Source organism: Chitinophagaceae bacterium (assembly GCA_016710165.1).
In the GTDB taxonomy this organism is placed as follows: Bacteria; Bacteroidota; Bacteroidia; order Chitinophagales; family Chitinophagaceae; genus Ferruginibacter.
Window position 1 is genome coordinate 241718 of the sequence record JADJLJ010000002.1, and the last position, 12973, is coordinate 254690.

Here is a 12973-nt window from a genome sequence, read left to right on the forward strand (position 1 = left end):
AATGCCTGGTTTAGGTACATGGAATAATAATGGTGAACGTGCTTCCTTTTCCCGGTTCACTTTCCAGTTCGATCTTCCCGTTATGGGTATCGATCACTTTCTTAACAAAATTCAGGCCGAGCCCGAAACCTTTGCTGGTATGCAGTTCCCCTTCCGTGATCCGGTAAAAGCGGTCGAATATCTTTTTCTGGTGTTCCTGTGCTATGCCAATGCCGTTATCTGCCACCGATACAACAAGATCCGTTCCCTTCAGCCCGGTGCTTACCTGTATGACGGGGGCGGAAGCATACTTGATCGCATTTTCTATCAGGTTAATGAAGCAGAGCCTTAAATAGGATCTGTCTGCCTTGACCAGTATCTCGGGGATCGAAAAACTGGTCTTAATGACCGCATTCTTTTGTTCTACCAGCGGCTGCAGGTCGTTGATGGCTTCCCGGATCAATGTGTTCACTTCAAAATTCTCTTTCTCAAGCGGTAATGAACTCCGGTCGGTGTACGCAATTTCCAGCAGGCGCTGAACCTGTGCCTGCAGGTGGGATGTTTGCTCGCTGATGATGCCGGCATAGTTGCTGAGGCGTTCGGGTTTTTCAACGATGTTTTTTTGCTGCAGCACATCCGATGCGATCTTAATTACAGCCAGCGGGGTCTTGAATTCATGGGTGAAATTATTTACAAAATCCCTTTGTGTTTCGTTATAGAATTTCTGCCGGTAGAAATAAAAGACACTGAATCCGAAACCAACCAATACCAGCAGCAGCAATCCCCCGGAAGCGATCCAGAACAGCATCTGTTTGATGATATATTGTCCCCGGTGAGGAAAAAAAAGGATGATATACGAATAATCTTTTTTGATCAGGGGCAGATCGCTTTCCTTTAAAGCCTCGTGGTATGCATCCGGCAGGTCAATGTATTTTCCTACTATGTACCTGTTCTGTTCGTGGCTGTAAATAGCAGCCCGGCAATCGGAATACACATCAAAGTCCGTGAGTTCCCCCTTTAAGTTCACCCAGAGCTTGTCCAGGTCGGGGCTGCAGTCGATCTTCAGTAAATAAACATCGGGGTTGATATTCTCAACCACTTTCTGCACATTGTCCGACACATCATTCACCAGTTCCATGTCGGCATAAAGGGCACGTATGCTTTTCGATACATTGATGTTGAACTGCTTCTCTTCATACAGATAAACCTTCTGCAGCCAGATGAGCTGGATGGCAATGATGATGGTAATCAGGACCGTACTGATCAGAATTACCAGCCGCAATGTTCTTGAACGGATGACCATTGGTTTATACTTACTGCAAAGGTTTTATGAAATGGAGGATAATTTTGTTAAGAACGGGTTAAGCCAGCACCTCACTTTTTTATTTTCCCCGGATTCTTTGCTATAAAATCTTTCCATCCGCTTACTTTGATCCCTTTACCAGGTACCACGGTCTTTTGCTGAAAATGATGACAAACTGCTACTGCCAGTGCGTCTGTGGCATCGTAATATTTGGGGTCTTCTTTAAAAGCCAGTATCTGCTGCAGCATTTTCATTACCTGTTCCTTTGCTGCATTGCCGTTACCGGTTATGGATTGCTTTACTTTTTTGGGAGAATATTCCGTTACCTCCAGTCCATGACGCATGGCTGCGGCAATGGCTACACCCTGTGCCCTTCCCAATTTCAGCATGCTTTGTACATTCTTGCCAAAGAAGGGAGCTTCAATGGCAAAGGTATCAGGTTGGTATTTTGTGATCAGTCCGCTTACGGTATTAAAGATCAGTTGCAGTTTTTTATAACTGTCTTTTATTTTGCCGGGCTGTAATACACCCATCTCCAGCAGCGTTATATGGTTGCCCTGTACTTTCACCAGGCCATAGCCCATGATGATGGTGCCGGGGTCGATACCCAAAATAATGTTTGTTTTCTTTTCCAATTACCTGATGAAATAATTAAAGTAACATTGTGTATTGAACAAAAGTATCAAAATATTGCTCAAATGGATTATTGCCCCTTTGCTGGCATCCTGGTTGTTTTATTCGCTTTACCAGCAGGTGAAGGGCCAGCCCGATATTGACGCATCCATTGCCCTCATCAAAACCATGCCCTTTGGCCCGCTGGCCTGGAAATTCTGGTTGGTGATCACCTTTGTGTTTGTAAACTGGGGACTGGAAGCCCGTAAATGGCAATTGCTGATGCATGCCGTTCAGCCCATGGGCTTTTTTACGGCGTTCAAATCCGTTTTGTGCGGGGTTACGCTTTCGCTGAATACCCCCAACCGGGTAGGCGAATACGGGGGCCGCATACTTTTTGTGAATGAAGGCAACCGGATAAAAGCAGTCACCCTATCCATTGCAGGCAGTATTGCACAACTCATCATCACCATGCTGATGGGTTGTCTTGGTTTGACCTGGCTATTATTCACCATGGATGAATCTGCCACACTGATGGGGATCTCATTTTTCTGGCTGCGTATCTTTTTGTACGGCAGTATCTTTGCAACGGCCGGTTTCATGATATTTTTTTTCCGGCTTAACTGGCTGGTGCGTTTGCTGGAAAAACTGCCATATGCAGACCGGTTTTCCAAATACATTAACGTTTTGGAAACGTTTGAAGCAAAAGTTTTGTTAAGGTTGCTTTCCATTTCTCTGTTCCGCTATATTATTTTCGTTTTGCAATACATCTTTATGCTTCAGTTGCTGCATGTGGAGGAAAATGTGTGGACAGGATTCTGGCTGATCACCGTTATGTTCTGGATATTGGCCATCATCCCATCCTTTGCAGTGGCCGACCTGGGGATACGTGGTACGGTGGCAAAAACATTGTTCTTTTACAGCAACAACCTGCTGGGTATATTGACGGTAACATTTGGTATATGGTTTGTAAACCTGTTCATACCTGCGGTGATCGGCAGTTTATTAATTTTGGGAATCAAAATAAGGAAAGAAAAATGATGCAATACGCCAAATTGAGTTTACTGGTTACCTGTTTATGTTGCCTGGGTTTTACACAGGGAGATGAAAAGTTCTGCAATATCCGCAACACCGCCTTTAAAGCCGATGAAGAAGTACGGATGAAGGTCTTTTACAGCACCCTGGGAATGTACGTGGGTGCCGGGGAAGCGGTCTTCACTGCCTCATTGGAACGGTTCAATGGAAAACCGGTATACCATTTCACCGGCGATGGCAAGACTTATTCTTTCTTTGATAATTTCTTTAAAGTAAGGGATAAGTATGAAAGTTATGTGGATACGGCTACCATGCTCCCGTATAAATTTGTACGAAATGTGGATGAGGGAGGATACAAGAAATACAATAATGTAACATTTAATCAAAGCACAAAGACCGCTGTGAGCACCAATGGTGTTTTTAATGTTACCGATTGCATCCAGGATGTGGTAAGTTCAGTTTATTATGCCCGTAATATTGATTTCAGTAAATACAAGGCCGAGGACAAGATCCCTTTTGATATGTTCCTTGATGATGAGGTGTTTCATCTCTATATCCGCTACATGGGAAAAGAAAAGATCAAGACCAGGTTTGGTAAATTCAATGCCATCAAGATAAAACCCCTGCTGATCAAAGGGACCATTTTTGAGGGGGGCGAAAAAATGACCGCCTGGTTAAGTGACGATCCCAACCATTTGTTGTTGCGGGTGGAAAGCCCCATAGCCGTGGGCAGCATTAAAGTGGATATGATGTCGTATAAGAACCTGCGGCACCCGCTCACCTCCCTGATAAGCGTGCGGTAGTTTTACAGGTCGCTGAGTTTAAAAACATCTTTTTGCCTGATCCCCTTTTCGGTCATCTGCAGGTTGCAGCATTCATGCTTAGGGTCGTGCTCAAAGAACAGCACATAATCATTTTCTACAGCTTCCGTAAGGAAAGCTTGCTTTTCATTCAGCGTGGTGAGGGGGAACATATCGTAACTCATCACATAGGGCAGTGGTATGTGTGCTGCCGAAGGCAACAGGTCGGCCATGTACACCACCGTTCTCCCGTTGTAATTTATTTTGGGCAGCATCATGGCATCGGTGTGGCCGTTTACAGTATAGAAGGAAAGGCCTTTGATCAGTAGTGAGTCGTGAGTTGTGAGGCGTGGGACAGGGCCATCACTCACGGCAGACGATTCACTGCCCAGGTCAAAAAACCGTAACTGCCCGCTTTCCTGTATAGGTAGAATATTTTCCTTTAAAAAACTGGCCTTTTCCCTGGCATTGGGAGCGGTGGCCCATTTCCAGTGACGTTCGTTACTCCAGTACGTGGCATTCCTGAATGCCGGGACCAATTTATCTCCTTCCCGTACGATACTTCCCGCAGTGGTCAAAATGCAGGTGGGTCAAAAAAACATCGGTAATATCCTCTTTGCTGAATCCATGAGCAGCAAGCGATTTATCCAGGGAGTCATCGCCATGCAGGTAATAATGCCCGAAGAATCTGGCATCCTGTTTATCACCCATGCCGTTATCGACCAGGATAAGTTTTCCTTCCTCTTCGATCAATAAACAGCGCAATGCCCAGCTGCACATGTTGTTCTCATCGGCCGGGTTCAGTTTGTTCCACATGCTCTTGGGCACCACGCCAAACATGGCGCCGCCGTCTAATTTGAAATAACCGGTGTTGATGGTATGAAGTCTCATTTCTTAAAAGGTTATTTCTTGTTTTTTCTGTGCCCGGTATGTAAATATCAAAAATAAAAGACCCAGTGCAAAAAATACGATCAGCGCTAAAATGGAATTCCGCATGTTATTCGTCATTCCTTCAATAAAACCAAAACTGAACAGGCCGATTACAATGGCCAGTTTTTCGGTCACATCGTAAAAGCTGAAGAAGGAAGCCGTGTCTTTTGTTTCAGGCATCAGCTTGCTGTAGGTTGAGCGGCTGAGCGACTGGATACCACCCATCACCAGTCCTACCAATGAGGCAATGATGTAAAAGTGCATTTCTGTCTGCATGAAATAACCGGCTATGCATACGCCGATCCATAGCAGGACAGTCAGGGAAAGTATTCGGATATTTCCATACCGTTCAGAAAGGCGACTCATGCCAACAGCGCCTGCAATGGCAACCAGCTGGATGATGACTGCGGTAATGATCAGCTTGGTATTTTCCAGTTTCAGTTCCTTGATGCCAAAATCAATGGCAACCAGCATCACTGTTTGCACACCCATGCTGTAAAAAAAGAAGGCGGTTAAGAACCGCTTCAGCCTGGGCATGTGTTTTACCTGGTTCCATACTTTCTGCAGTTCATGAAACCCGTTCACCAGTGCATGCTTTTTACTTTTTCGCTCTGTTTTGGGGCTCATGGGCAGCCGGTTGAATGTGATCTGTGCAAAGCAGACCCACCAGATGCCTACCAGCAGGAAGGTTATCTTTAACGGTAATTCTCCTTCGGGCATAAACACCACCAGCGCAAAGCCCACCATCTGCATCAATACACTGCCGATGTATCCAAAGCTGTATCCCCGGGCACTGATACGGTCCCTGTCTTCTTCTGCTGCGATCTCGGGCAGGTAAGAATTGTAAAATACCTGGCTGCCATAAAATCCAATGCCGGCAAACATCAGGCACATGAGGCCGAGTGTTACATGGTGTTCATCAAAAAAAAACATCAGCGAGCAGCTGGCGGCACCCATGTAACAAAAGAACCGCATGAAATTCTTCTTGTTGCCCTTGTAATCTGCGATGGATGAAAGTACGGGCGACAGAACCGCAATGACCAGGAAACCAAATGCAAGCACATAATCCTTCAACTCGGTATTCACAAAACGGCGGCCTAAGAATGAAATGCCATCCGGGAAATTTTTAACCCCGGTCATCGCGGCATAGTAAGCAGGGAAAAAAGTGGTGGTGATGACCAGGTTATAAACGGAGTTGGCCCAGTCGTACATGGCCCATCCATTGATAATTTTTTTGGAAGCAGTCTGCATGGTTCTTTATTAAGATGCCCTCAAAATAGCAAATATCATTGTATTCGCTGCAAAAAATAACCCCCGCCAGGGCGGGGGTACGGGCATGCAATAGCAGTTAGCAATGGCTCATTTATCAAGATCGGAGATGGGTTTGGCGTACCCGAGATTTTTAAAAGGCTCCAGCCGGTTGTTGGTGAGCTGAATGGTTACCGGGGCCTTGTTAAAAACCTTTTCCGAAATAAAACCGCCAAACAACAGGAATTTATTTTCGTAGCCGCTGGTTATTTTGGAGGCATCCACTACAAAGTTCAGGTTGAATGTGTCTTTCAGTTTCACCAGCTGAACGGTGGATTCAATGCTGTCCTGGAAATATTCCTGCTCTTTAAGATATTCCGCTAATTTTTTGGCAAGGGCTTCATCTACGCCCTGGCCTTTATAATACACGTTGTGGAGGTTGTCTAATTTATATTCTTTGCCATATTGCCGGCAGCTTACCAGACCTGTTGCAAGGATGGAAACCAGCATTAAAATCCAGGTTGATCTCATAATGGTTCGTTTGAACCACATAGGTAGGTACAAACGGCTTTTATTTTAATACCCAACGTTGGGTATTTTACCGGCTGATGTATCCGGTAAGTATCAGTACCAGTAAGAGGATGCCTACGATGATGCGGTAATAGCCCCAAACGCGGAACCCGTGCTTTTTCAGGAACCCGATAAAGAATTTGATGGCAAGCAGGGCGACAATGAAAGCAACCACGTTGCCAATGGCCAATTGTTTTACCTCGTTGGCAGAAAAACCCCCGTTTTCATTGTAGTATTTGTATAGCTTATAGCCCGTGGCCGCCAGCATGGTGGGTACGGCAAGAAAAAAAGAGAATTCTGCCGCTGCATTGCGGGTGAGTTTCTGCTGCATGCCGCCAATGATGGATGCAGCGCTGCGGCTGATGCCTGGTATCATGGCCAGGCATTGCCATGCCCCGATGAGGAAGGCCCTTGGGAAAGAAACATCTTTTTCGTCATCAATGGTATGTACTTTAAAAACATTATCAATGAAGATGAGGATGATGCCCCCGGCCAGCATCGTTATGGCAACGGTAAGGGAACTGTCCAGCAACGCATCGATCTTTTTTGAGAACAATAAACCCAGCAGGATGGCGGGCATTACCGCCGCAGCAAGCTTGGCATAGAACTGCCAGTTCTTAAAGTCAAGGAATTTTTTCCAGTACAGGACCACCACAGCCAGTATGGCGCCTAATTGAATGGCCACGGTAAAAACCTTGCTGAAATCATTTTCGGAAAGGTTCAGCAGTTTTTCAGTAATGATCATGTGGCCGGTGGAAGAGATGGGCAGGAATTCGGTCAATCCTTCCACTATGGCGATGATGATGCTTTGAATGGTATCCATTTGAATCGGGGTAAAATAAAAAAGCGAAGTGATTATCTCCGCTATTCATTCTTAATTAATAATTCTTAATTCTTAATTACTTTTCGATTTCTTCATGATGGCAAATATCTCAATCACGAAACCGGCAATGATCAGAATGGGAGCGATGGTGATACGGGTGGTACTGTACACTTCGTCGGTATTAAAAACCTTCGGGTCGCTGCTTTTGCCACCGGCCATTAAAAAAAAGCCCAGGGCCAGTACGGCCAGCCCGATCAGCATCCACATATAATTTTCTTTTCCAAACAGCGGATTCGGGTTGCTGCCTGCCTGTGCCTGTTTTTTTTCTTTGCTCATTTGTTTTTGGTTGAGGACGCAAATTAATATAAATCGTCCAATTTCATGCGCAGGTATTTAATTACCGATCGGTGAGTGCTTACCAGGGTAATGCTGATGCCAAGTACAATGATGATCAGGAACAGCAATAGCATGCTGGTATTATCGTGCAGCACTTTAAAGCCCGGCGCCAGTGATTCGATGAGGGTAATGGTTGCCCACACCGCCGCAATGGCAATACCCGATGCGATCAGCCCATTGATGATGGCCCTAATATTCAGGGGTTTGGCAATGAACCAGCGGGTAGCCCCGACCATTTGCATGGTCTTGATCAGGAACCGGTTGCTGTACATGGCCAGCCGGATGGTGTTGTCAATGGAAAAGACCACCAGTATCGTCAATACGATGGCGGCCACCAGGAAGATATAAGCAGCTGTTTTTACAAATTTGCTTACCTGAGCCAGGGTTTCGGTCGGGAACTGGAATTCCTTCACGATGCCGGGATAACGGCCCAGCAGGTCAGCCGAAAGGGCATCCAGGCTGTCTTTCTCCACGTGATCGGCCTTTACATAAAAATCAATACTCTCGGGCAGGGGGTTCTCATCCAGGAATTTTCTCCAGGTGGTATCATTATCCGCATTCCATTTTGCAATGGCCATCTCCCGGGTCACATATTCCACGTCTTTGGCATAGGGCAGGGCCGCTACATAATTCTTCAGGCTGTCGATGCTTTTTTTAGGTGCATTGGGATTAAGCCAGGCATGCACCTGTATGTTCTCCTTCACATAGTCGCCGGTTTTGCGCAGGTTTAAAAAGAACCAGCCGACAATGCCGAACAGGAACAGCACCAGCGATACACCAATGATGGCATACGCATAGGTTGGTTTGCCCCGTTTACTGCTTGCTTTTCCGAATTGAGCCATTTTAATTCATTTGGGAGTTAGTACGATCAAGGTTTTTCATGAGCCGCAAAAATAAAGGTTTTTAGCTGCTTTGCCGTATTTTTGCTGACTTCGAAACGATTGCCTGCCTGATTTATTTTTATGAACGGATGTATGGGTGTTTGAATGAAGGATAAATAACTTTTCATTCACATTTTGCCGGGAGGTTTTGTACATAGTGAGCAACAGCGCAGCGGCAAATATTCAATAGTAAACAGACAATATTCAATAAGTAATGGAATACGATTTTAAAGAGATTGAAAGGAAATGGCAAAGCGAATGGAAAGAGAAGAAGCGGTATAAAGTAGTTAACGACTCCCCCAGGCCAAAGTACTATGTGCTGGATATGTTCCCCTATCCAAGCGGTGCCGGTCTGCACGTTGGGCACCCGCTGGGCTATATCGCCAGCGATATTTACAGCCGGTATAAAAGACTGAAAGGCTTCAATGTACTCCACCCTATGGGCTTCGACAGTTTTGGTTTGCCGGCCGAGCAGTATGCACTGGAAACAGGCCAGCACCCGGCAGAGACCACCCGGAAGAATATAGCCACGTTTAAAAGCCAGCTGGATAAGATCGGTTTCTGCTACGACTGGGACAGGGAAGTACAGACCAGCGATCCGGGTTATTATAAATGGACACAGTGGATATTCCTGCAACTGTTCAACAGTTATTTCTGCAATACCCAAAAGAAAGCAAGGCCCATCAGCGACCTTATAAAAAAATACGAAACGAAAGGATCAAAGAATTTCACGGCAGCGCAATGGAATGCCTATTCCAAAAAAGAGCAGGACGAGGTACTGATGAAACGCCGCCTTGCCTTCAGCGCTTATGGCGAAGTGAACTGGTGCGAAGCCCTGGGAACGGTGCTTGCAAACGATGAAGTGGTGAACGGGGTGAGTGAACGGGGAGGTTTCCCGGTAGAGAAAAGAAAGATGCGCCAGTGGTTCTTGCGGATAACAGCTTATGCCGACCGCCTGCTGGAAGGGCTGGAGAAAGTTGAGTTCAGTGAAAGCATGAAAGAGATGCAGCGCAACTGGATCGGGAAAAGTGAAGGGGCGGAAGTAGAGTTTGGAGTTAGGGGTTATGAGTTCGGAGTTAAGGTGTACACCACCAGGCCCGATACAATATTTGGAGTTGATTTTATGGTGCTTGCACCAGAGCATGAATTGGTTGCTTCAATAACAACCGAAGGTCAGAAAGAAGAAATAGAAAAATACTTAGCCTACGTAAAGAGCCGCAGTGAAAGAGAACGTCTGGCCGAAGCAAAAACGATCACCGGTTGCTTTACGGGTGCTTATGCCATCAATCCTTTTGATGGACGAGAGATCCCTATCTGGACGGCCGAATACGTACTGGCCGGTTATGGTACCGGCGCCATCATGGCGGTGCCCTGCGGCGACCAGCGTGATTTTACTTTTGCAAAACATTTTAATATTCCCATCACCAACATCATCGGTAGCCATTACAATGGCGGGGAAGCAAATCCTACAAAAGAGGCTGTGCTGGAGAACTCGGGTTTTTTGAATGGTATGCTGATGAAGGATGCGATCGGCGTTGCAGTGAACAAAGTGGAAGAACTTGGCATCGGCAAACGCAAAGTGAATTACCGCATGCGGGATGCCGGCTTCAGCCGCCAGCGCTACTGGGGCGAACCATTCCCTATTGTATGGGAGGATGGCGTTGCTGTTCCGTTGGATGAAAAAGAACTGCCGCTGGAATTGCCGCATGTAGATAAATATGGACCGGGCCCGAGCGGGGAAGGGCCGTTGGCAAATTTGACTGATTGGGTTAACCTCACCCCTGCTTCTCCGAAAGAGAGGGTAGCAAACCTCACCCCTAACCCCTCTCCTAAGGAGAGGGGGACGAAAGACCCTGCTGGGTATGGCTATATCAATAGTACAACAGAGGAATGGAAAAATACTTTGCAGTTTGCAAGGCAAAACAGGAAAGATGCAACAGTGGAAGAAGATATTATCTGGCAGGAACTCAGGAACAGGAATATCGCCGGGTTTAAATTCCGCCGGCAGCATCCCATTGCCGGTTATATTCCCGACTTTGTCTGCTTGGAAAAAAAACTGATCATCGAAATAGATGGCGGCTATCATAATGAAGCCGGCCAGGCCGCATTTGATAAAGCAAGGGAGCAATGGCTGGCCGAGCAGGGTTTTACCATGGTACGGTTTACCAATGAAGCAGTAAACAATTCACTCAATACTGTTTTAAAAGATATTGAGCAGGCACTGTTGAGTAAAGAAACAGTTTCCGGAACCGGGAGTTCTCACACCCCTCTCCCTTGGAGAGGGGCCGGGGGTGAGGTCAAACGTGAAACATCCACCATGCCCGGCTATGCAGGCAGCAGCTGGTATTTTTTGCGTTACATGGACCCGCACAATAACCAAACATTCTGCGACCGCAAAGCCAGCGACTACTGGAACCAGGTTGACCTGTACATCGGCGGCACCGAACACGCCGTTGGGCACTTGTTATACAGCCGTATGTGGACGAAGGTTCTTTTTGATTTAGATTTAATTGGGTTTGATGAACCGTATAGGAAATTGCTGAACCAGGGGATGATACAGGGGAGTAGCAGGTTTGTGTATAGAATTAACTCAGTGGATTCACATTCTGGGAATGCGATTGATCTAAAGACAACTTCTCAAGCACCTCCGGTTTTCATGTCATTCAACAAGTTTCAGGATTTTAAAAATTGGGGATTTACTAAACAAAAGGAATATTTAAAAGAGCAATTGCCAAATTGGAAAGGAATTGAAGAATTAGAAAGACTATCAATGCTAGGAACTTCTTTTTGGCATGTCGATGTCAATATCGTTGACGGATTTGAACTTGATATAAATAAATTCAAAACTGAATGGAAAAATGGAGAATATGCCAATGCTGAATTTATTTTCGAAGATGACGGAAAATTTATTTGCCACTCCGAGACAGAAAAAATGTCCAAATCAAAGTACAACACCGTTAATCCCGATGAGTTGTGTGAAAAATACGGCGCCGACACCTTCCGCATGTATGAAATGTTCCTCGGCCCGGTGGAAGCCAGCAAACCCTGGGACACCAAGGGCATTGAGGGCGTTCATCGTTTTTTAAGAAAATTATGGAGGTTGTTCAATGATGAAATGAAGGGTAAAGTATGGAATGAAGAGAAGGCCACCGATGCGGAATTGAAAATCCTTCACCGCACCATTAAAAAGATCGAAGAAGATACCGAACGCTTCAGCTTTAATACCGCCGTAAGTACGTTTATGATCTGCGTGAATGAGCTGGCCGATGTCAAATGCCATAAAAAAGAGGTTTTAGAGAAACTGCTGGTACTCCTCACGCCCTATGCGCCCCATATTGCCGAAGAACTCTGGCACCAGTTGGGCAATAAAGGTTCTGTGCTGGATGCCTCTTACCCGGTATTCAACCCGGCCCTGCTTGTGGAAAGCAGCAAAGAATATCCCGTTTCAGTGAATGGTAAATTAAGAACCAATATCACCCTGGCCCTTGACCTGGATCAAAAGCAGGTGGAGGAAGCGGTGCTGCAGAATGAGATCGTACAGAAATGGCTGGATGGGAAGCCGCCGAAGAAGATCATTTTTGTAAAGAATAAGATGATCAACGTGGTAATATAAACCGGTTTGCAAAAACCTCAACCTTTATGAAATAATGATCGCACTGGAAAAAATACTGGAATCCCACCGGTCAACCTTTCATAAAGTGGTGGATCTTTCTGAGAAGGATATCATAAGCTTGCTCGATCTGACAAAACACAACACAGAACTAACTGAATTCATTTACAGTGATACCACTGCCTTCTCTGCATATATCAATAAGGAACTGAAAAAAAATAATGCGCTTTACCTGGTTGGCGGCTATAATGAACTGCGGGAAATGTACAAGCGCAGCATTCTTTTCGATCTTGTAAAATACGACCTTTCCGAAATCAGCCTGCAATACGATACACCCGTTCCGGAACCACGCCGCCTGCACCTGGGTGTAGATATATGGGGTGCTGCAGGCACAAAAATATATGCACCCCTTGGGGGTATGGTACACAGCTTTGCCAATAATGACAGCTTCGGAGACTACGGCGCCACCATCATCCTGCAGCACCAGATCGACATGGTTCCGTTTCATACTTTATACGGGCATCTTAGTTTGAACGATATCAGTGAGCTGAGAGAGGGACATTTCATTACCCGTGGACAGTGCTTTGCACATTTCGGCAGCCCTTCTGAAAACGGCAACTGGCCACCGCATCTGCATTTCCAGGTCATTGAGGACCTTGAATTGAAAGAGGGTGATTACCCGGGTGTATGTAAAGAATCGGAAAAAGAAAAATACCTGCACAATTGCCCGGACCCCGACCTGATCTTAAACATGGTGCACCGGGCTGCGCAATAATTTGTAAACTT

Annotated in this window: 10 protein-coding genes and 6 pseudogenes; 8 read left to right on the forward strand and 8 right to left on the reverse strand. The window is 45.9% G+C overall.

The genetic code is table 11. The annotated features are described in order from the left end of the window. Window positions 1–10: 10 nt before the first annotated feature. A complete protein-coding gene (locus tag IPJ02_11450) occupies window positions 11–1282 on the reverse strand; it encodes a hypothetical protein (GenBank protein MBK7376148.1) in 1272 nt (423 codons plus the stop codon). A gap of 71 nt (window positions 1283–1353) precedes the next feature. Next, the gene (gene ruvC / locus IPJ02_11455; protein ID MBK7376149.1) at window positions 1354–1917 is read right to left on the reverse strand and encodes a crossover junction endodeoxyribonuclease RuvC; all 564 of its coding nucleotides are present in this window, start codon (window positions 1915–1917) and stop codon (window positions 1354–1356) included. 34 nt (window positions 1918–1951) lie between these two features. On the opposite strand from ruvC, the gene IPJ02_11460 reads away from it, so the two are divergent. Together IPJ02_11460 and IPJ02_11465 are read left to right on the forward strand one after the other, a co-directional pair. Then, window positions 1952–2935 (forward strand): flippase-like domain-containing protein, encoded by a 984-nt coding sequence (locus tag IPJ02_11460; protein MBK7376150.1) that lies wholly within the window; start codon window positions 1952–1954, stop codon window positions 2933–2935. Then, on the forward strand, window positions 2935–3732 hold the full coding sequence (locus tag IPJ02_11465; protein MBK7376151.1) for a DUF3108 domain-containing protein: 798 nt from the start codon (window positions 2935–2937) through the stop codon (window positions 3730–3732). Before IPJ02_11460 ends, IPJ02_11465 begins: the two co-directional genes overlap by 1 nt. A gap of 2 nt (window positions 3733–3734) precedes the next feature. Here the strand turns inward: IPJ02_11465 and IPJ02_11470 are convergent. The 6 genes and pseudogenes from IPJ02_11470 to IPJ02_11495 all read right to left on the reverse strand — a co-directional run bounded on the left by IPJ02_11470 (window position 3735) and on the right by IPJ02_11495 (window position 8538). Then, window positions 3735–4620: pseudogene (locus IPJ02_11470) on the reverse strand (MBL fold metallo-hydrolase). Window positions 4621–4623: 3 nt separating this feature from the next. Continuing rightward, complete coding sequence (locus tag IPJ02_11475) at window positions 4624–5910, reverse strand: MFS transporter (GenBank protein MBK7376152.1); 1287 nt, start codon at window positions 5908–5910, stop codon at window positions 4624–4626. A gap of 108 nt (window positions 5911–6018) precedes the next feature. Beyond that, window positions 6019–6438, reverse strand: coding sequence for a hypothetical protein (locus IPJ02_11480; GenBank protein ID MBK7376153.1), 420 nt, complete (start codon window positions 6436–6438; stop codon window positions 6019–6021). A gap of 67 nt (window positions 6439–6505) precedes the next feature. Then, complete coding sequence (locus IPJ02_11485; protein MBK7376154.1) at window positions 6506–7300, reverse strand: undecaprenyl-diphosphate phosphatase; 795 nt, start codon at window positions 7298–7300, stop codon at window positions 6506–6508. A 72-nt stretch (window positions 7301–7372) separates the two neighbouring features. Beyond that, window positions 7373–7636 (reverse strand): DUF3098 domain-containing protein, encoded by a 264-nt coding sequence (locus IPJ02_11490; protein MBK7376155.1) that lies wholly within the window; start codon window positions 7634–7636, stop codon window positions 7373–7375. A gap of 23 nt (window positions 7637–7659) precedes the next feature. Further along, window positions 7660–8538, reverse strand: coding sequence for a hypothetical protein (locus IPJ02_11495; protein MBK7376156.1), 879 nt, complete (start codon window positions 8536–8538; stop codon window positions 7660–7662). 253 nt (window positions 8539–8791) lie between these two features. On the opposite strand from IPJ02_11495, the pseudogene IPJ02_11500 reads away from it, so the two are divergent. The 6 genes and pseudogenes from IPJ02_11500 (at window position 8792) to IPJ02_11525 (ending at window position 12962) form a co-directional block, all read left to right on the forward strand. Next, a pseudogene (locus IPJ02_11500) lies at window positions 8792–9220 on the forward strand (class I tRNA ligase family protein). Between the two features lie 138 nt (window positions 9221–9358). Continuing rightward, window positions 9359–10144, forward strand: a pseudogene (locus IPJ02_11505) (class I tRNA ligase family protein). Between the two features lie 105 nt (window positions 10145–10249). After that, window positions 10250–10801: pseudogene (locus tag IPJ02_11510) on the forward strand (DUF559 domain-containing protein). 81 nt (window positions 10802–10882) lie between these two features. Next, window positions 10883–11167 (forward strand): annotated as a pseudogene (locus IPJ02_11515) (leucine--tRNA ligase). A 201-nt stretch (window positions 11168–11368) separates the two neighbouring features. Further along, window positions 11369–12190: pseudogene (locus IPJ02_11520) on the forward strand (class I tRNA ligase family protein). Between the two features lie 34 nt (window positions 12191–12224). Further along, on the forward strand, window positions 12225–12962 hold the full coding sequence (locus tag IPJ02_11525) for a peptidoglycan DD-metalloendopeptidase family protein (GenBank protein ID MBK7376157.1): 738 nt from the start codon (window positions 12225–12227) through the stop codon (window positions 12960–12962). Window positions 12963–12973 lie beyond the last annotated feature (11 nt).

Coding starts and splice junctions, on each gene's coding strand:
- IPJ02_11450 (MBK7376148.1), bottom strand. CDS start 1,282: ATGGTCATCCGTTCAAGAACATTGCGGCTGGTAATTCTGATCAGTACG.
- IPJ02_11465 (MBK7376151.1), top strand. CDS start 2,935: ATGCAATACGCCAAATTGAGTTTACTGGTTACCTGTTTATGTTGCCTG.
- IPJ02_11475 (MBK7376152.1), bottom strand. CDS start 5,910: ATGCAGACTGCTTCCAAAAAAATTATCAATGGATGGGCCATGTACGAC.
- IPJ02_11480 (MBK7376153.1), bottom strand. CDS start 6,438: ATGAGATCAACCTGGATTTTAATGCTGGTTTCCATCCTTGCAACAGGT.
- IPJ02_11485 (MBK7376154.1), bottom strand. CDS start 7,300: ATGGATACCATTCAAAGCATCATCATCGCCATAGTGGAAGGATTGACC.
- IPJ02_11490 (MBK7376155.1), bottom strand. CDS start 7,636: ATGAGCAAAGAAAAAAAACAGGCACAGGCAGGCAGCAACCCGAATCCG.
- IPJ02_11495 (MBK7376156.1), bottom strand. CDS start 8,538: ATGGCTCAATTCGGAAAAGCAAGCAGTAAACGGGGCAAACCAACCTAT.
- IPJ02_11525 (MBK7376157.1), top strand. CDS start 12,225: ATGATCGCACTGGAAAAAATACTGGAATCCCACCGGTCAACCTTTCAT.